Origin of the sequence: Pontibacter roseus DSM 17521 (assembly GCF_000373265.1) — a bacterium.
GTDB classification, from domain to species: domain Bacteria; phylum Bacteroidota; class Bacteroidia; order Cytophagales; family Hymenobacteraceae; genus Pontibacter; species Pontibacter roseus.
This window is the reverse complement of sequence record NZ_KB890766.1, coordinates 466289-487034: the sequence shown is the minus strand read 5'-3', so window position 1 is coordinate 487034 and position 20746 is coordinate 466289. Positions and strand designations below refer to the sequence as shown.

Here is a 20746-nt window from a genome sequence, read left to right as displayed (position 1 = left end):
TAAAGTAGGCTATGGGATTTTACTCAGATGGCCGGGAAAATTCCCGGCCATCTGAGCATTTCCTTAAAGTATACCTGTTACCAACTCTTTCTCCTGTACTCAGAGGTATGGTAAGGTTTGGTACGGTCACCATAGTCCAGGTTAGGCAAATAAGCAGCACTGACCATATGCGGTATTGGCTCCCCGGTTGTGTTGTACATCATGGCCACAGAGTTCGCAGCATTCTCCTCAGCCGCCGTAGCAGCTACCAAGCTTGATTGTCTGGCCGGCTTTGCCTTGGCAGGAGCCGGTGTATTCTTAGCTACCGTAGCTCTACTGGCCGCTTCACGGTTAGCAGCTGCCCTGTTAGCCGCAGCTCTTTCGGCTGCCGCACGCTCAGCTGCGGCGATTCGTGCCTCTTCTTCGCGCTGCTTGTTTTTGTTGTCGATGTGCTTGCCTATACCATATCCAACGGCTCCACCAGCAACACCGCCTACAACACCGCCCACTACGCGGTTACGCTTGTGGATGATGGCACCTGCAGCGGCACCCGTACCGGCGCCAATCACAGCGCCCTTTGCCTGAGGGCTCCAACCTTTTCTTTGTTCCTGCGCCTCAGCTGAACCACCTGCAACCACTGATACCATCAGTGCCAGGCTTAACATATAAGTTACTTTTTTCATAACATTCTCTTTTAGTAAGAAAATCTAACTGTGTTGATGGTGTATTTACAAGTAGTATGCCAAAGCTAATTTTAGGTATGCGCTCTGCATACTATTTTTTGGCTCCCGCAGGGTCATCTCTTTCAAAACAAATTTTATATATTTGAAAATCAATTGATTAAATAACATAAATTTCTTTATACCTAATTCAGCAAAATCAGAAAAAGAATACAGACGCCACAGGAAACCCCCAATCCAAGTAGTAGTAAATCCTCCCATTGATTGTTTTAGTAACCTAAATATTTATCTTTAAGCATGTCGATGCTCAAGAAACTACTCCCTCACTTAACTGCCTGTGTACTTGTGGCAGCAGTAGCCACCTCATGCCAGCGTCCGCAACAGGTCGTGGGCTATGACCTGCTCATAAAAAGAGCTCTAGTCATAGACGGCACCGGGAAGGCAGCCTACTCAGCCAACGTTCTCATTAGCGGCGATTCAATTGCTTTGATAGACACCGATACCACCTCCTCCTACCCCGCCTCCAGAACGATTGACGCTCATGGGCTATACCTGACCCCCGGCTTCGTTGACGCGCACGCACACGGTGACCCACTGGAGACGCCGGAGTTCACCAATTTCCTTTCTATGGGCGTCACGACCATTTGCTTGGGGCAAGATGGCTTCAGCCCCAAACAGGAGAACCTGCAGGTATGGATGAAAGATGTGGAGGCTAAGAGACCGGCAGTGAACGTGGCGCTGTTCGCAGGACATAACACGCTGCGCATGCTCTCCGGAGTGCAGTATGACTCTATACCTTCAGAGGCAGGTATGGCGGCTATGGAGAAGCTTTTGGCAAATGCAATGGAAGCAGGTTGCTTTGGCATGTCAACTGGCTTAGAATACAACCCAGGCTACTACTCAGACAGCACAGAACTGAACCGTCTAGCCAAGGTGGTGGGTAGCAAAGGTGGGTTAATCATGAGTCACATGCGTAACGAGGACGATGCTTACGTAGAGAAATCTATTCGGGAATTGCTAAGCCAAGGAAAGTACTGTCCGGTGCATGTGTCACACATTAAGGTGGTATATGGCAAAGGCGAGGACCGAGCAAGGGAGATTCTACAGTTGCTGGACAGTGCCCGCCAGCAAGGAGTCCAAGTGACAGCTGACTTCTACCCATATACAGCCAGCTATACCGGCATCGAAATCCTGTTCCCGGATTGGGCGAAGAAGCCCAACGATTACCAAAAGGTACTGAGAACCAGAAAAAAAGAACTGGCGACCTTCCTGCGCAACAAGATAATCCAGCGTAACGGCCCTGAGGCTACATTGATAGGCTCCGGCCCCTTCAAGGGGGAAACGTTGAAGCAGATAGCCGAGGAACTTGATAAGCCTTTTGAATTAGCATTGATGGAGGATATAGGTCCTTATGGGGCAGACGGCGCTTACTTTATTATGGACGAGGCCCTGCAGGAAACCTTCCTGAAGGACCTCCACATCATGGTTTGCACCGACGGTAGCCCTACCATGCGCCACCCCCGCAGTTTCGGTGCTTTCGCCCGAATCATAGAGACCTATGTAAACCAGAGGGAGCTCCTATCGCTTGAGGAAGCTATCCGGAAAATGACAGGGCTTCCTGCACAGACTATCGGCCTGCGGAAACGTGGTGTAATCCAGGTGGGTTATAAAGCGGACCTCCTGCTGTTCAACCCTGAGGAAGTAAAGGAAAATGCCACCTATGAGAACCCACACCAAGAAGCTTCTGGGTTCAGGTATATTCTGGTGAATGGCGTGGTGGTGAAAGAGGGCCAGCAGCCTGGGGCGGAAAGAGCCGGAAAGGTGTTAAAGAAAAGCCAATGACAGCTCCAGAAAAGTAGTTAATCTGTAATTCAATTACTTTTCGCGCAAATTTTCTCTCAATTGCTAAAAAATGGCAATTCGGATGCCTATCCGTATGCTAGAATGTAACCCCTTCGCATTATAATAGAGGTTGATATCGAACTCTAATTACTTCCTGCATTAAGCAACAACACTTCATCATCAGTAATGCAGGTATCAAAACTACTAAAACATTAGCTATACCCTTCATATTCCTCCCGGGCCGCAGGGTGTTAGAGTAAGCAATCGTTTCAAATAGAATACTTTGTTATTCCGATACACCAATATTACCAGTGATATACTTCTACTAGCAATATTTTTCCCCATTTTTGCATTCACCCTCTAAAAAGGTCTATTCACCCTTTTTTATTTCCAAATGACACCCTACACTACACATTAGGTAACTAAGATATACAGTCACTCGTATTGTAATCAACTACTATTTTATTTAATTTTTCTAACCGCTCATTTACTTTTGGCTATTGATGTTCCACTCCACCCTTTCCTTATAAATATGAAGCGCATAACTGTTACTGCAATAGTTTGTTCAATAGTATTTCTATCGATTACCTCTTCTTGTACAAGCACGAAAGACGTCGTTTACTTCAACAGCATAGGTAGCACAGAAATTATGGGGAAAGTTGAAAGCCTCGAACCTGTGATACAAGCAAACGATTTATTGAATATAAACGTCAGCAGTCTTAATCCAGCTGCATCTGAGATATTCAATGTTTCCAACCCAAGTCCTACCCGAGCTTCCAATACGACCGCAACAAGTACCGTCTCACCGGCTATCGGTTACCTAGTTGACCAGGAAGGCTATGTACAGTTGCCCCTGCTAGGTAGAATCAAAGCTGCTGGGTTAACAAAGAAAGATTTTCAAGAAGGTATAAGAGACCAACTTGTTCGAAGAAAGCTACTTATCGAGCCAATAGTAGATATCAGATACCTCAACTACAAAGTCTCTGTCTTAGGGGAGGTGGCACGTCCCTCTGTTCTCACCATACCCAATGAGAGGGTGACCCTGCTAGAGGCACTTGGCCTTGCCGGTGACTTAACCATTTACGCGAGCAGAAACAATGTGCTGCTTATCCGAGAAGAAGAAGGGAAAAAGAAACTCACCAGAATTGATTTGACATCAGATGAGCTCTTCACTTCGCCTTACTACTACCTGAAATCGAATGACATAATTTACGTCGAGCCGAACCAGACTAAAATTCAAAGTGTAAGCCCAGCAAGGCAGTGGTTACCAGTCGTGTTCAGTGGATTAACAGTAGTCTTCGTTGCAATAGATCGTCTTACAAGATAATTATATTATTTGGAGGATTATGAACAACAATCTACAAAGCCCTCAAGGCGGTTTTGCCTTCTCAATTATCCATAAGTACTTGCCTTACTGGCCCCTATTCGTCGGCTTACTACTAATTTCTCTAATCGGAGCATGGGCATATCTTCGCGTCTACGCAGTACCCATATATGAAATCACCGCATCCCTAATGATTAAGGATGAAAAAAAGGGGGTGAATGATTCCAAGATGACGGAATCAATTGATGCTTTCACATCAAACAAAACTGTAGACAATGAAATCAATGTAATTCAATCCAGGGCACTCATGAGCCAAGTTGTACATGAACTTAAACTCTATGCGCCAATCTATGAAGACAGTGAGCTTAATTCCGTGTCAGCCTATACTTCTTCACCTATTGTAGTAGAGCTTGAAAAACCAGATAAAGCAATACCCCAGCCCAAGGTTGGTTTCACTTTTAATGAGGCACAACAGAAGGTAGTTATTGGTAGTAAAGGCTATCCGCTTAATCAGTGGGTCAACACAGCCTATGGAAGGATGAGGTTTTCAAAAAACCCTCATAAGACTTCAGATGCTGAGGGTCCTTTGTATTTCTCAATCATCCATCCTAATAACGTGACAGATAACCTGCTGAGCAAAGTTAGGATTCAAGCGTCCAGTAAATTCTCATCGGTTGTAAACCTCTACTTGAAAGATTCTGAGCCACAAAGAGGAGAAGATATTCTCAACCACTTGATTGCCTTTTATAAACAATTGGCTGTGATAGAACGGAACAAACTCGCAGCAAACACATTAGAATTTGTAGAGGACCGCATAAAACGTGTAGTTGAGGAGCTGAAGGATTTGGAACAGGAAGTCGTAGAGTACAAATCTACCCAGGGTGGCGTCAATCTCAGTGAACAAGGGAAATTATACCTAGAGAACGTAAGGGATAATGATCGTAAAGTCTCTGAAATAAATACCCAGTTAGCTGTTCTGGACAAAGTAGAAAGCTACGTCAGGTCGAGAAACAGCTCAGCCAACTTTGTGCCTTCCACACTAGGAATAAACGACGAAGCCTTGTCTCAGCTTCTGCAGCAGCTTTATGAATCTGAAATTCAATACCAACGGCTCAAGAACACAACTGCAGAAAACAACCCCATGCTCGTATCAATCATCAATGAAATTGAAAACATACGCCCAAGGATTATTGAAAACGTCCGCAATCAACGGGTTAACCTGCAGGCAAGCCGAGCGAATCTGACAGCTACTAACAACAGGTATAATTCGGCACTACAGTCTATTCCTGAGAAAGAAAGGGAATTGATGGAATTGAGTCGACAGCAAATTGTAAAGAACAATGCCTACAGCTTCCTTTTGCAGAAGAGGGAAGAAACGGTGCTTTCGTACGCCCCCACTGCGGAGGATAGTAAGATAATTGACATGGCAGGCTCTTCAGCATTGCCTGTTAGCCCAAACCCCTTTTACATCTATTTGATGGCTATAATCGGGGCCTTTTCAATAGGAGCGTTGTTGATTACAGGCAAAGAATTGCTGAACAGCAAGTTACTTTTCCGGTCTGAAATCACGGATTACATCAGCGCCCCAATAGTAGCAGAGTTGTCCTATGTGAAAACCCAGAAGGAGGATAGCTTCACGCCACCAACTGAGGCCTCGGTAATAGAACAATTCAGGCAGTTAAGGGTAACGATGGGGCTATACGGGCGCATCTTTGCTAAGAAGAAAATCATGGTCACCTCTAGTATCCCTGGAGAGGGCAAAAGTTATGTGAGCAATAATATTGCGTATAGCCTAGCCTCATCAGGCAAAAGAGTGGCCCTGGTTGATTTCGATTTAAGGAATCCCAATACCTCCTGTCAATTTGGCCTCTACAAGCAAAAAGGGATAATCGAATACCTAATTGGAGATGAACCTCTTGAAAGCTTTATCCAAGAAACCGGCTACAATAACCTCAGTATATTGCCAGCAGGTATAGATATCGGAGACCATACAGAGCTCCTCCTAAACGGAAAACTGGAGGGACTCTTCGCTCAACTTGAGGAAGCATTTGATTACCTAGTCATTGATACCCCCCCTGTGGATTTAGTCTCGGATGCTTATCTATTAGGAGAATACTGTGATATCACGCTGCTCGTGATGCGACATGCTCATACACCTAAAAACCTCATACAGCGTCTGCATAAAAATAATAAGCTTCAAGCCTTAAGCAATTTAGCCATCGTTTTTAACGGAGTCAAGCCAAGGGGATTTGTCAAGGGACGCTATGGCTATGGCTACGGTTACGGCTATGAGCAGAGATACAAGGACAAAGCATATGGAAGAAGGAGTGCAGCTGCCAGCGCATAACTTAACTCTGTATTCTACGGTGCCCCGAAAGCTTTACCCTCAAAAGTAAAAGTAGAAGAAACAGGAATCACTTGGCAGTAGCTGTAGCAGGCTGTAAGCCATTTACTCTGTCACACTGTTTGGCTGAGATTGGCGAAGCTATACCCTGGTTAGTTTGCCGAAGCCGATTATCAAGACATTGATAGTTACACTTTGAATGCTTTATAAACCTTTAAACGAGTCAATAGATGAAAATTTTAGTCACAGGAACAGCAGGCTTTGTTGGGTTTCACTTAGCAGAAAAACTCCTCCTTAGGGGCGATGAAGTAGTAGGTATCGACAACATCAACGACTACTATGACCCTAAGCTCAAATTTGACCGACTCGCGGAGAGTGGAATAGCTTACGAACATATTGACTGGAACAAAGAGGTGACCAGCTTCAAGCATCATGGATACCGATTTATCAGAATGAACCTGGAAGATAAACAAGCTCTCATGACGCTTTGTGCCCGGGAAGATTTCGATGTGATAGTACATTTAGCCGCACAGGCAGGCGTCCGATATTCCATCACAAACCCAGATGCCTACGCGCAGTCCAACCTGATAAGCTTTCTGAACATTCTGGAAGCCAGCAGACATAACAAAATCAAACACTTGGTTTATGCCAGTTCATCCAGTGTATATGGACTCAACTCTACCATGCCTTTTTCAGTCAAACACACTGTAGACCACCCAGTATCCCTTTACGCGGCCAGTAAAAAAGCTAACGAGCTCATGGCTCATACTTATAGCCACCTGTACAAGATACCGACCTCCGGGCTTCGGTTCTTCACAGTCTATGGTCCATGGGGCAGGCCAGATATGGCATATTTCTTATTTGCTGATGCAATATCTAATAAAAAACCTATACAGGTCTTCAATCATGGTAAAATGAAAAGGGACTTCACTTACATTGATGATATCACGAATGGCATCATCAATGTGATGGAGAAGCCAGCGGAGCCCTGTGCAGAATGGGATAGCAGGCAACCTGATCCCTCTCGCTCCACTGCGCCCTATTGCATTTATAACATAGGCAACAACAGTCCAGTTTCACTAATGAGCTTCATAAAGGAGATAGAGACATGTATCGGGGAAAAGGCGATAATTGAGATGAAAGATATCCAGCCAGGAGATGTGACGTCCACTTGGGCAAATGTGGATGACCTCATGCAGAACTTCAACTATAAACCGAGCACCACCATACAGTATGGTTTGAAGAAGTTCGTGGATTGGTACAAAGACTATTATGCCGTCAACAAATTTACAGGAGCTGATTTGGAGCAGCAGAGTGCCTAGAAGAAAGTTTGGAATAACTAATCAAGGTTTATCCTATTGCCATATTGGCATTCAAATTTGAACAGATTACACTTACTGATTTGAGTTGGTAACGAGGTTACATACACCACTTTACATCCACACACACCCTTGAATGGAGAATTGATTACCGCCCCAGTAAAGAAGAAGGAGAATCTTAAGCAGAGAGCTTATCTGAATTCTCTAACAAGTATCATTGACTACGCAGGAGCTCAGATAACGGGCTTTATTGTAAGTCCTTTTATTGTAGGCGGCTTAGGGAGCACATTATATGGCATTTGGCAAATGCTCAGCCAGATGACCGGGTATGCTGGCATGGCTGATATTCGGGCATCCCAGGTACTCAAATGGTCAATCGCCAATAAAAGGGATACAGTCGATGAGCAGGAACTAAGGAGTGAAGTAACAACAGCTCTCTTAGTTACCGTTCTTATTTTGCCGATTGTCCTAATCATTGGAGGTATAATCATCTGGTATGCGCCATACCTTACACAAGCAGGCGTAGAACACTATCAACTTATCAGACTCACGTGTTCTATCCTGATTCTCTCTCTGGTCATCAACAAGGTCTTCAGTCTGTTTGAATCTGTACTAAGGGGAATGAACCTGGGCTTCAGGCGTATGGGGTTTCGGGCTGGCATTGTGGCACTTGGTGGAGGTTTGAAAGTTCTGGCAGTTACACAGGGGTATGGAATAATTGGCCTGTCTGCTGTTGACGTGGTGGTATCACTTGTAACAGGGTTCACCTTTTATTACATCGTAAAGCAAAACATAGGTTGGTTTGGCTTCGGTTCTACTAACCTATCTAAAGTAGTTTCCTATGGAAAACTAAGCGGCTGGTTCATGGCTTTTACCGGCTCCAAAATGTTACTTCTACACAGCGACAAAATCGTACTAGGATACATAGCCGGGCCCGTCTTTGTCACCAAGTATGCCATCACTATGTTCGCTTCAAGCGCATTGCAGGGCGTGGTGAGTTCAGTAGTGTCAGGTATCATACCAGGTATAGGCGGCCTCTTTGGGAAGCAGGAATATGACAAAGTCATAAAAGCCAGAAGAATTATTGTTTCTTTAAACTGGTTGCTTGCTTGCAGTTTAGGAGTTGCTGTTGTATTGCTGAATGAATCATTCATCAAGCTCTGGATAGGTGAAGAGCACTTTGCTGGCTCTATTGAAAACCTGTTGATTCTGTTTGTAGCGGTGCAGCTAATATTCTTTGAAATTGATAGCTTGATTATTAATGTCACGCTGGATATGAAGAGAAAAGTCCTTTACTCCTCTATTGCATCAGCCATTACTTTCCTGTTTGCTTATTTCCTGGTAAGAGAATACGCTATTATCGGGTTATGCAGCAGTGTTCTTTTAGGCAGGTTTATTCTAACAATAGGATATCCTCTGATATTGAAAGAGAGCATGAGGGATGACTCCCGTATGATTGCCATACAAATGATTCAGCCCTTTCTGACATCTGCTTTGCTCCTTGTATCGGCAGCATACCTAAGTCAATGGGTATCGATAGATGGATGGATACAACTATTTGCCGCCGGTTTCGCCACAGCGGTTACCACAGCTTTCATATTTTGGTTTTCTGGTCTTGGAGGTCCAGCCAGAAAAGAGGTATGGGAAACAGTATCTAAAATAAAAGTACTAAAGAAAGAGTAATCTCTTAACTGATTCGCACATTCAGAAAAGGATTTAAACTGGCCAGATAGTATCAATAGCAAGTGATAATAAAAACGCTACTTCCACTGATTGAGGAGCACACTCTTAGTCTGCTAATTAACAGAGACCAGTTAGATAGCCAACAACGATAAACGATTATTAATTTAAAAGATAAATGACACCATGTATAGCCCTGAGATAGTAGATATGCCTGAGTACACTGCTACACAGGAGTCTAATAAGCTTCTTGGAGAACTTAAGAGCTGTAACATTAGGTTTGCACACTGGAAGAGTAACAGCCACTTGTCAAAGGGTTTGGCCGGGAAAACAGACTTGGATTTGCTGATATACCCAACAGACAAGCCCCTCTTTGAAGCCTGCTTATATAACCTTGGCTATAAAAAAATACAAAGTCAGCCTTGGAGCACTTACCCAGATGTGGATGATTGGATTGGGCTGGACTATGAAACCGGAAAACTGTTGCATGTTCATGCACACTATGCTTTAGTTACAGGCATACAGCATGTCAAACATCTCTACTTGCCTTGGATTGAAGTATTCTTTGAGCATGTAATAATAGATGATCAGACGGGTTGGCCTATACCAGAACCAGAGTTGGAGGCATTAGTATTATTCATCCGCATCTGGGCGAAAATGCCCCTAAACGAGAGGAGAAAAGATACTCCAAAAATACCCAGCTATATACAAGCTGAACTACTCAGTCTGCTCCAGAAATCTGATTTGATGGAAATCAGAAACCTCTGCTCAAAGCTGAACCTAAAGATTCCAAATGGATTTGAAGTACAAATCAACACGATACTAGATAAGAAAAGGCCCGAGGATATACTTGAGATATCTAGCTTGCTATACCAGCAGGTTATTCCCTTTTTTCGTATGCCCTGGAGGCAATCATTGATGATATCCAGCTATTACAAGTCTTTACTGAAATTCAAAAAACACTCTCATAAGTTCATTGGTCCAGATAGGTTTGGCAAAACCCTATGCAATGGAGGAAAAGTGATAGCCTTAATTGGCAGCGACGGTTCAGGGAAAAGCACTCTGAGTAGAGAATTAATAGAGTGGCTTTCATTTAAGATTGATACACATTATTTCTATTTAGGGAAAAGCCCTTTTATCAGGAGCTATAACAAAACGCTGTTTTCAAGGGCATACATTCTGTTCTCAGGAAACAAAGCACCTAGGTACTTTAGAAAAGCCTTAGGAAAGCTTTATTACTTGCTCTTAATAAAGGAGAAACTGAACTCCCTCCGTTTAGCTGAGAAAATGAGCCAAGGTGGCAGTATCATCATCTGTGACAGATTCCCCCAAAAGGATGTGTTCGGTATAAATGATGGCCCATACCTTCAGGGCAAGGGCAACTCCTTCTTTGCGCGACAAGAGATGAAAATGTTTGATGAGGTCACCGAAGTAGAGCCCGACCTTGTTATAAAGCTACATATAACTCCTGAAATCGCATCACAGAGAAAGCCTGAGCATGACTTAGAGATGATAAAACAGAAATGCAAAAACATAGATGCAATCACATTCAAACACGCGAAGGTAGTGACGATTGATGCGAGCGAGCCATACCACCAAGTCCTGTTGAACGCAAAACGAGCAATCTGGAATTCAATATGAGACAGCATTCTAGCCAACAAGGCCCCAAACTAATCGAAATCATTGGCCCACCTGGTGTAGGGAAGTCAACTATTTATAGCGCCTTATGTGAAAGCTGGAATAAAAACCTAAAGTGGGTGCATCAGGATTTATTGTTGGCGCCTGATAATCCAGGTTTTGTGAATATTGGTGGATGGTTGGAGTATAAGCTTCGCGGAGCCTTGGGCAAGAGAAGACCCAAGAGTTTGGCAGTTGATTATGGACTGCGATTTATAAATCATAACGAAAAGCTTGCCAGCCTCTGCTGGAATCATCTATCAGATGCAAATGACTCTAAGGATATGGATAAGCGGTTCAGATCGGCTTATTTCTTATTCAGTGACTTTTGCAGATACCAGGCGATAAGAGAAAAAGCGAACGGAAAGGCTTGTCTTATTGAGGAAGGCTTTTTGCAGAAATCTTTCCTCATTAGCAGTGATGAACAGGCCGAATCACCATTTATAGAGAAGTATCTGTCCCTGGTGCCTTTGCCTCATGCTGTCTTTCATATTAATGTTTCAGACAATGCCGTCATTACAAATAGACTTGAAAACAGAAGCAAAGTGATTGCCTCACATCTAGGGAAAGATACGGAAGGCTTATTAGAAGAAACAGAAAAGTGGCAGCGCACCCAGCACCTAATTCTCCAGAAGTTAAAGGAAAAAAATCTTAGGATTTTCGAGATAAATGGAGAGATAGCTATCAGTGAAAACGTGCATTACATGAAGAATCTCTTAGAAGAAATTTAATTTAAAGAAGTAATGAGTCTCTTTTTCCTCGCTATAGAAATTTTCACCTACGGCTTCGCTGTATATCTATTCCTATACAAAAAGGAATTGGCCATATTTTACTTGCCAATGATTATTTTTTGTCGTGTGGTCATTACTCCATTCACACCGGCGCTTCTTTATTATGGTGTAATTTCTTTCTTCATCTTATATTTTATTTACCGAAATAACTCATTTTTCCGGGAGAATGTATTTTCACTGATTCTAATCCTGCTATACCTTGTCTTGGCAACCAGAACATCAAACTTTGAAACAATAAGGCCTAGCTTCTTTGCCGTCATGTGGCTGTTTCTTTCTATTCCGCTGATAAGCGCTATTTATAAGAAATATTCAAGAGAGGAGGTTCAAAGGGAACTGACGACTTCAGCTTTTCTTATTCTGGCCATTTACATAATGAATGCAGGAGCCTCCACTGTGATGGGTTATTCCCCCAACCTAATGTATGGGATTACATCGGGAGTGCTCTATGGGAACCTTTACGCCACGGATTTCAACATCATAGCTCCTGCTGTATTCATTGTCTTACTGAGTGTCGTTAGCAAGAGGAATTTATTATACTTTTCAGCACTTGTGATTTCCTTCTTAATCACCATGTTATCTTTCAGGCGCTCCGTTATGGGCTTGTGTCTATTGGCATTAGCAGTGGTGGTATTCCTGCTGATGAACAAAAAGAATTCAATGAAATTGGTTGTTTTTGGAGCAGTTTCACTGGTCATGGGATTGGTAGTTGCAGTCAACACAAATTTCATGACAGTATTTGTGGAAAGGTATGAACAGAGAAAACTAGCTGAACGGGAACTGGGAGAGGAAACGCGTTTTCTGGAGTATGATATACTTTACAAAGATATGTTTGTGTATCAGGATTATGACCCCTTGTTTGGGTATGAACTTCTTAATAGTGCAGGTAACTATGGAAAAGGGATTTTAGATGAGAGAAGCCTCCATTCCGATGTTACTAATATTGTCCACTCAACAGGCATCATTGGTTTAATCCTCTACCTTCTGATGGTCGCTTCTAGCTTCTGGAAAGCGTTTGAAAATGCGACTAACAAGACCGATACCTACATATTCCTTTATTGCGCAGCGGCATTCATAGTCTATACTATAACAGGGCGCTATACAAGCGTAGAATGTACCATTCTGCTCTTCTTGCTCTTATACCTGCCGCTAGCTAAAGAAAATGAGGATGTCGAAGAAAAGAACTCAATGAGTGAGCCTAAGCAACAGCTGCAGCCAAAACTTTATTGAACGAGACACTCTACATGATTAGCTTTTTATACTATTGAATTTGTCATTCTAAAAAAGCTTATATACTAATCAAATTGACAATGGCTAAGTTTCTTTTTTACGACGATAAGATTATCAATATTCTACTGAAGGACGAAAAACCATCAGGGGGAGCAGCAGTACAGGCGTATGGTTGGATAATGGGCTTATTAGCATCTGGTCATGAGGTATGCGTATTGTCAGACCCAAGTAAAATAGGCTTAGTAAAAGATGATTGTCAGGATATAACAATTCTACCTGACTTTGACCGAACTAAAGGTATACGTTGGCTAAGATGGCTATACTATCGTCTGCCCTATATCTACAAAACTCTAAAAGAGACTAAGCCGGATTATGTCTACAAAGGTATCCCAGCTTGGGATTCTTTTATAGTGGCCCTTATTTGTCGAAAGCTGAAGATAAAGTTCTTGCAACGAGTATCGAATGACTTTCTAGTGGATTCCCGTTTTTTTAGAAGCCATTCTGCTGCACATCGATACTTCCAGAACTTGGGATTTAAGTTATCCGATTACATTCTGTGCCAAAACGACTATCAGTTATCTATTGTGTCTAAGAGGTTTCCTAACAATAGTGTATATAAGATTTCCAATCCTATTTTTGCGAGTACCATTCAGGGCTCGGATGAAATTGCAAGCAAGAGTTTCATAGCGTGGATTGGGCTTTTTCAATACCAAAAGAACCTAAAATTGCTATTCGATATAGCTACTCTTTTAGAGAAGGAGCAATTTATCATTGCAGGAAAAGAGATACCTAAAATTGATGAGGAGACTGTTCTGTATTTAAATAGATTGAAAAGCCTGCCTAACGTCAAATTTATAGGATTCCTACAACGGCAGGAAGTGCTGCCCTTTCTTTCCCAAGCCAAATACTTACTGAACACTTCCCATTATGAAGGATTCAGTAATACGTTCCTGGAGGCTATGGCAGTTGGAACCCCAATACTAACAAGCGATAAAGTCAATCCTGATTCTATAATATCAAATAACGGATTAGGCAGAGTGTATACAGATGCCCTTGACTTAAAAAGCCAAGTTCTTTCTATAAATCAGGAGGAGTACGATGGAATGTCTCGCAACGCTTTAAATTATGTATTAAGGTGGCACGACTACAAGGCACTCACAAGTAATCTGCTCAAATTACTAAAAGTGAGCCAGCGTAATGAAGTGTTAGCTTAGAAGAATAGTATTTCTGTAGTTAAAAGTAGTTAATCCACTTAGTTTGTTAATGATGGAAAGGACCCGCATTCTTTTTTATATCGGCAGCTTGCAATCAGGAGGTAAAGAAAGGCGCTTAATCGAGCTCCTGTCTTATCTAAAGAAAAAAGGCACCTATGAGTTGATGCTAGTTGTAACAAAGGATGAAGTGCACTACCCAGACTTCTACAAATTAGATATCCCGTACCAGGCTATCGGCAGCATAGGAAAGAACAACTATGCTGCATTGATTTCTAGATTTTATAAGATTTGTAAAGAATTCAAGCCACATCTTATCCATACTTGGGGGCGTATACAATCACTTTATACATTACCCACAGTCATCGGTCAAAGGGTCCCTTTGATAAACAGTCAAATCACTGCAGCTCCACCTAGGGTTAATAAATGGACTCTTGATTACCTAATTGATAAATTGAATTTTCACTTTTCTAAAGTAATCTTATCTAATTCCAGAGCTGGGATAGATACTTATAATCCCCCACTAGCTAAGGGTAGAATTATATATAATGGTATAAACTTAAATCGATTCATTAATCTTACCTCTACGGAGCAGGTTAAGGCCAAATACGGCATTACTACACCTTACACTGTAGTCATGTCTGCTTCATTTTCACCAAATAAGGATTATAACTTATTCTACAGGGTGGCCACATTGGTTACCAAGTGCAGAAAGGACGTAACCTTCATAGGGGTGGGTGCATGCCATAATAAGGAAGAATTTAAAAAGTTGCTAAACCTGAATAGTAACAACCCTAGAATTCTGCTTCCAGGAAGGATTGATGATGTAGAAGCACTGGTTAATGCCTCTACCATAGGTGTATTGTTTTCAAATAAGGCTATACATGGAGAAGGCATTTCAAATTCTATTATGGAATATATGGCGCTTTCTAAGCCGGTGATAGCTAATGATGCTGGAGGGACTAAGGAAATTCTACGTCACCACGAAAATGGGTATCTAATTGAGAACGAAACAGCTGAAGAAATTGCAGCGCTTATCTTAGAATTAATAAGTGATGAGATAAAATGCCAATCTTTCGGAAGAGTCAGTAGAAGCATCATTGAGAATTCCTTCTCGCTTGAGAAAATGGGTCAAGAGTTTGAGCAAGTTTATAAATCTGCTCTCACTTGACAGACTTTATGATTGAGGCTTGCTATGAGGCCTCCTATCACGTGTGGTTTGTACTATTATTTAAATGATTCTATGAATGTGATATTCGTAAGTAGGTCAAAAACCGGCAAGCCACTCCCTTTTGTTAAAGAGCAGGCTGATTTCCTAACCAAGAACTTCCAAGTAGATGTGCAGCATTTCCTGATTTCAAAGGGAGGCGTATTTGGATATCTGACTGCTATACTTCAACTAAGGGATTTTGTCCAAAAGAAGAAACCTGATATAGTACACGTGCATTACGGGCTATGGGCGCTTGTAGCAGTTTTTAGCAAGCTAATATCATTAAGTAAGCATAAGATTATTATTACCTTCCATGGAAGTGACATAAATAAACAGACTGAACGCTATTTCGGCCTGCTCGCCTCGTACTTGGCTTCACATAGTATTCTTGTCTCTCCTAAAATGGTAAAGTATTTCAAATCAAATTACTCCATCATCCCATGTGGAGTTGATACAAATGTAAACCAGTGCGACAGGCACAAAATAAGATTTGAAAATGGGTGGGGCAAAGCCGATTTTGTCATACTTTTTTCTTCAAGCTTTAATAGGCCAGTGAAGGATCCAGAATTTGCTTTTAAAGTGGTTGATGCGTTTTCTAAGGTCTCTCCTAGACCCGTAAGATTCATCGAATTAAAAGGCTATACCAGAGACCAATTAAACGGAATAATGCAGGCAGCAGATGCTCTTATACTATCAAGCATAATGGAGGGAAGCCCGCAGGTTATCAAAGAGTCAATAATTAATTCCTTGCCCATAGTCTCCAACAATGTAGGTGATGTGGCGGCTATTTGCTCTGGAATTGATAACTGCTTTATAATCAATAAAGAAGTTGACGCCTATGTGAGATGCCTCCAAAGTCTCTCCTCTACACAGAACCGCATTACAAACAGAACTCCAGTACTTGAAAGATTCGATAATAATATAATCTCTAAACAGATATTTGAAATCTATAGCACAGTTCTCACCAATTAAATTAAAAATAACTCGAACAGCAAAAGACTATAGCACCCCTATCAAAAAACTACATATGGTCAGATTTTTATCTCTCTCAAAATGAAAATACTCATAGACATCAATCACCCTGCACATGTCCACTATTTTAGAAACTTCTCTAAAATTATGCAGGAGAAAGGGCACAAAATACTTTTCGTTTCCAGAAACAAAGAAATGTCCCACCGATTACTCAACCTCTACAATATCCCTTTTATAGACCGGGGAAAAGGCAGAGATGGTAAAATTGGGAGATTAATATACTTAGCATATGCTGATTTGAAGTTGATTCAAATCTCACTAAAGTTTAAGCCCGATTTGTTTTTGAACTTCCTGCATCCTTATCCCTCACAGGTGGCTAAATTGCTCGGTATACCTTCTCTTGTATTTAGTGACACTGAGCATGCCAGTTTGCACCACAAGCTCACCGTCCCTTTCGCTACAAAAGTTTTCACACCTTCCTGTTACAGTATAGATTTAGGTGAGAAACAGATTAGATTTAACAGTTTCATGGAGCTATCATATTTACATCCCAAGTACTTCACACCAAATCCTGAAATTCTAAAGTTGCTGAATGTGAATATTCTGGACAAATTTGTGATAGTAAGGTTTGTGTCTTGGAATGCTGTCCACGACATGGGCCATTCCGGGATAACGCTTGAGAACAAAAAGCGGGCGGTACTGGAATTATCTAAATTTGCCAAAGTATTTATCTCCTCTGAGGGAGAATTGCCGGAGGATCTTGAGAAATACAGAATCAGGATACCATTTGATAAAATACACGATGCTCTGTATTACAGTTCACTGCTTTTTGGAGAGAGTGGTACAATGGCCTCTGAAGCAGCAATGCTCGGAACCCCTTCCATTTTCATTAATAGCAACAGGCTAGGTTATTTAGATGAGCAAGAGCATAAATATGGCTTGGTATCTAATTTCAGGGCAAGTAAAGAAGACCAAGAGAAAGCAATAAATAGGGCTATAGAAATCCTTCGGGAGGATAGGGGCAAAGAAAGGTATAATAAACTAAGAGAGGAACTCCTGATAAACTGTGCCGATACCACGCAGTTCATGGTAAACGAGGTCCTAAAGTATGAGCAATAATACACAGTTCATAAATCTATTGTTTATGAATATACTTTATAAGCCAAAAGCACATTGATAGATGCTTAAGGCAAACCCCACTCTAAGTACTCCCTTGAATGAAGATACTTATAGACATCAATCATCCTGCGCATGTTCACTACTTTAGAAACTTCTCCAAACTAATGGAGGAGAAGGGACACGAGGTTATTTTCGTAGCTAGAAAAAAAGAAATAGCTCACTGTCTGCTTAACTTATATAACATTCCTTACATAAGTAGGGGAAGGGGTAGACACGGCCGAATTGGCAAAGTTTTGTACTCTATCTACGCTAATGCTAAATTATTTCTCATAGCTAGAAAGCACAAACCAGACCTCTTTCTCAATTTCTTACATCCCTACCCTTCTCAAGTAGCCAGGCTTTTAGGAAAAGTATCTTTAGTATTCAGCGATACAGAACATGCTGACCTCCACCATAAACTGACTTTGCCATTCGTCACGAAAATATATACACCATCCTGCTACCGTTTAAGTTTAGGCAAAAAGCAAGTTCGTTTTAATGGCTTTATGGAATTAGCCTATTTGCATCCTAACTACTATTCTCCGAATCCCGATGTCCTGAATCAATTAGGAGTTCACGAAAAGGAAAAGTACGTAATAGTAAGATTCGTCTCCTGGACGGCTACCCATGACTTTGGCCATACTGGAATGTCGCTGGAAAACAAAAGAAAAGCGGTAAAGTCTATGTCTAGGTATGCAAAGGTGTTCATTTCGGCTGAGGGTGAGCTCCCACCTGACTTAGAACATTATCGGATAAAGCTACCTTTCAACAGGATGCATGATGCTGTCTACTATAGTAGTTTACTTTTTGGTGAAAGTGCTACAATGGCATCAGAAGCAGCAATATTAGGTACTCCTTCCATTTTTATTGATAACGATGGAAGGGGCTACACAGATGAGGAGGAGATGAGGTATGGCATTGTTTTTAATTTTACCGAAAGCGAATCTGATCAACAGGAAGCTATTGCGAAGGCTGTAAATATTTTAAGTGACGACTCCAGTCGCCTGAGGTTCAAAAATGTAAGAGATGTGCTTATACTAGATAGTATCGATACTACTCGTTTCATGGTTGATGAAGTATTGAAGTACGATACATGATTGTACTTTGATAGCAATAGCTTCATTTTAGACTACCGCAATGTTTACTTCTTTATGAAAGTTTCTTACCTATAACTGGTGTCCTAACTTTAAGCATCAGGTGTTAATCGTTATAGTTATAGCCGTCCAACCGCTCTTCAGCCTTCTGCTTGTCATCAAGAGCAGTAAGGAGCAGAAGATGAAATAGCCAATCCTCTTTGTGATGCTGTCACTACTTCCAGTTTAGACTCTTGCTCACTGTTGTATTTTTAGAATCAGATTGATGTCAAGGCACCTAAAATATGTGCATATCCATAAGCTACTGGACGTAAAGTAAGATGAAATCCCGCTGTTGATTCCCTCAGCTAGAGGCTAGGTTTGTTTTGAACACACCAGAAGCTTGTGTATACGGTATGAATTCTGATATTAAAGCTAGGTTTGCCAAAGACGCAATGGATTCGCTTATGGTTCAATGATTGACAGTGTCGTATTAGCTTACAAATCAACTGTTATAGGCCTACTGAATGACTTCCCTCAACTAGTAGCTTTTTGAAATGATGTGTCAGCAAATTATTTCAGACTTTCTTAAGCAGAGCATCAACAAACCTTGGGGACTTAGGATAGACTTTTCTTCATATAATATAAAGTTTCTTTACAGAACATTTATACTAGAACCAATTCAGTAAATTAACCTTTCTTTTCTTACTTCTATTTTTATCTAGAATGCGCTCTTATGGGTATTTCTGCTAAAAATAGTTCTTCCAATAATCTTTATATCTAACCAGAAAGACCAATTTTCCATGTACCACAAATCATGAATTGTGCGCTGATTTTTCTGCTCTTTGGTTTCTGTGGGTCCTCTCCATCCATTCACCTGTGCCCATCCGGTAATTCCTGGTTTGAAATAGTGCCTAATCATATACTTATCAACGCTGGCTTGTAGTTGTTGATTTAGATAGCTCCTGTGTGGCCTTGGCCCTACTACACTCATATCGCCTAGTAACACATTGAGAAATTGTGGCAGTTCATCTAAGCTATACTTCCTCAATACATTTCCAATTCTAGTTACTCTAGGATCGTTCTTACTAGTTGAGAGTACCCCTCCAGAGGATGCGTCAGTACCGTGCATACTCCTAAACTTAAATACCTTAAATAGTTTACCCCCTTTACCCACTCTAATTGGGCAATAAAAGACAGGTCCTGGTGAATCAAATTTTATTAGGACTGCTAAAATTAAAAACAATGGAGCTAATCCTAAAAGTGCTGCTGCAGCAAAAATTTTATCGAAAACGTTTTTTATTAGGAAAGACTGCGTGTTATCTAACGGTAGCTGCCGCACGTTGACGGCATCTATCTGACCGTACCTCATTATCTTATAGTTCTCACCCAATAGGCCACTGTAATCGGGAATGTATTTAACTCTTACACCATGGTAGTCGGCTGCCTGTATGATGCTTCTAACTTTTTTAGAGGGCTTAACAGGTATAGCAATGACTATTTCGTCTACAGGATTGTCTTTCAAATAATCATTAATATTATCTAAGTTACCAACGACCCTCTCCTGCCCAACAATACATTCCTCATTCTTGCATTTTACGAATCCCTTGATTTCGTGAGAAGAACTGTGTAGCGATTTTAAATTCTTCTCTACGTTTACTGCTAAATTACCTATACCTGCTACTAGGGTATATTTCTTCCTACTATTCATACTTCTAAATTCACTGATTCTCAGAAATAGGAAGTTTAATGGTATCCCTACTACTGCTAGCGTTACTACAAAACCTATTATAATATTTTTGCTGGGCTCAGAGAACTGGAATAGAGAGAAACACAAAATCAAGGAGACAATCAGTATAATATATGCTTTAATATAATTTACTGCAGCCAAGGACAACTTATGTCTAATATTGAGTTCATATAACTTCCCCCAGTACATAATTATTCCCCATATAGAAATAATAATGAATAGAATCACCCACTCCAACTCTAAATAGTTGCCATCATTAAAGAAGTAAACAGATAAAAAAAATGAAAGCAAAAATGCTACTATATCTCCTCCAAAGTGCATGGGTGTGAAGGTGTGTCGAGGTTTTATCATAGTATTGCTTTTTAAAGATATTTGAACAGAGTTAAGCTAGCCTACTTTTCAAGGGCGCTTTAAATAGTAAGGCATTCAGGTACCAGTACAGACTGAGCGAAGTAATGCTAGAAATTGCTCCTTTTGACTGGTTCTGGTTCTACCTGTTGGAGAACTTA

At 41.3% G+C, this 20746-nt stretch carries 15 protein-coding genes; 13 read left to right on the top strand and 2 right to left on the bottom strand.

The annotated features are described in order from the left end of the window. Nucleotides 1-77: 77 nt before the first annotated feature. Nucleotides 78-662: a YMGG-like glycine zipper-containing protein gene (locus B051_RS0116370; RefSeq protein WP_018479300.1), complete on the bottom strand. Its 585-nt coding sequence runs from the start codon at nt 660-662 to the stop codon at nt 78-80. Between the two features lie 300 nt (nt 663-962). Between B051_RS0116370 and B051_RS0116360 the strand changes: the two genes are divergently transcribed. The 13 genes from B051_RS0116360 (at nt 963) to B051_RS0116300 (ending at nt 18511) form a co-directional block, all read left to right on the top strand. Then, nucleotides 963-2501 (top strand): N-acyl-D-amino-acid deacylase family protein, encoded by a 1539-nt coding sequence (locus B051_RS0116360; RefSeq protein WP_245539646.1) that lies wholly within the window; start codon nt 963-965, stop codon nt 2499-2501. Between the two features lie 532 nt (nt 2502-3033). Further along, nucleotides 3034-3828, top strand: coding sequence for a polysaccharide biosynthesis/export family protein (locus B051_RS0116355; RefSeq protein WP_071594908.1), 795 nt, complete (start codon nt 3034-3036; stop codon nt 3826-3828). A 19-nt stretch (nt 3829-3847) separates the two neighbouring features. Next, nucleotides 3848-6172, top strand: a complete 2325-nt coding sequence (locus B051_RS0116350) for a GumC family protein (RefSeq protein WP_018479296.1) — start codon at nt 3848-3850, stop codon at nt 6170-6172. Between the two features lie 227 nt (nt 6173-6399). Next, entirely contained in the window at nt 6400-7491 is a 1092-nt protein-coding gene (locus tag B051_RS0116345) for an NAD-dependent epimerase (RefSeq protein ID WP_018479295.1), read from the top strand. A 129-nt stretch (nt 7492-7620) separates the two neighbouring features. After that, entirely contained in the window at nt 7621-9171 is a 1551-nt protein-coding gene (locus B051_RS0116340) for an MATE family efflux transporter (RefSeq protein ID WP_018479294.1), read from the top strand. 183 nt (nt 9172-9354) lie between these two features. After that, on the top strand, nt 9355-10809 hold the full coding sequence (locus tag B051_RS0116335) for a nucleoside/nucleotide kinase family protein (protein WP_211214347.1): 1455 nt from the start codon (nt 9355-9357) through the stop codon (nt 10807-10809). After that, the gene (locus B051_RS0116330) at nt 10806-11576 is read left to right on the top strand and encodes a hypothetical protein (protein ID WP_018479292.1); all 771 of its coding nucleotides are present in this window, start codon (nt 10806-10808) and stop codon (nt 11574-11576) included. Before B051_RS0116335 ends, B051_RS0116330 begins: the two co-directional genes overlap by 4 nt. Before the next feature lie 264 nt (nt 11577-11840). Continuing rightward, nucleotides 11841-12863 (top strand): O-antigen ligase family protein, encoded by a 1023-nt coding sequence (locus B051_RS0116325; protein WP_169336221.1) that lies wholly within the window; start codon nt 11841-11843, stop codon nt 12861-12863. 80 nt (nt 12864-12943) lie between these two features. Beyond that, the gene (locus B051_RS0116320; RefSeq protein WP_018479290.1) at nt 12944-14077 is read left to right on the top strand and encodes a glycosyltransferase family 4 protein; all 1134 of its coding nucleotides are present in this window, start codon (nt 12944-12946) and stop codon (nt 14075-14077) included. Between the two features lie 49 nt (nt 14078-14126). Further along, entirely contained in the window at nt 14127-15245 is a 1119-nt protein-coding gene (locus B051_RS0116315) for a glycosyltransferase family 4 protein (protein WP_018479289.1), read from the top strand. A 72-nt stretch (nt 15246-15317) separates the two neighbouring features. After that, nucleotides 15318-16256 (top strand): glycosyltransferase family 4 protein, encoded by a 939-nt coding sequence (locus tag B051_RS0116310; protein ID WP_018479288.1) that lies wholly within the window; start codon nt 15318-15320, stop codon nt 16254-16256. Between the two features lie 81 nt (nt 16257-16337). Then, complete coding sequence (locus B051_RS0116305; protein ID WP_018479287.1) at nt 16338-17375, top strand: DUF354 domain-containing protein; 1038 nt, start codon at nt 16338-16340, stop codon at nt 17373-17375. 98 nt (nt 17376-17473) lie between these two features. Continuing rightward, a complete protein-coding gene (locus tag B051_RS0116300) occupies nt 17474-18511 on the top strand; it encodes a DUF354 domain-containing protein (protein ID WP_018479286.1) in 1038 nt (345 codons plus the stop codon). A gap of 697 nt (nt 18512-19208) precedes the next feature. On the opposite strand, the gene B051_RS0116290 is transcribed toward B051_RS0116300, so the two are convergent. After that, nucleotides 19209-20588: an exopolysaccharide biosynthesis polyprenyl glycosylphosphotransferase gene (locus tag B051_RS0116290; RefSeq protein WP_071594907.1), complete on the bottom strand. Its 1380-nt coding sequence runs from the start codon at nt 20586-20588 to the stop codon at nt 19209-19211. Nucleotides 20589-20746 lie beyond the last annotated feature (158 nt).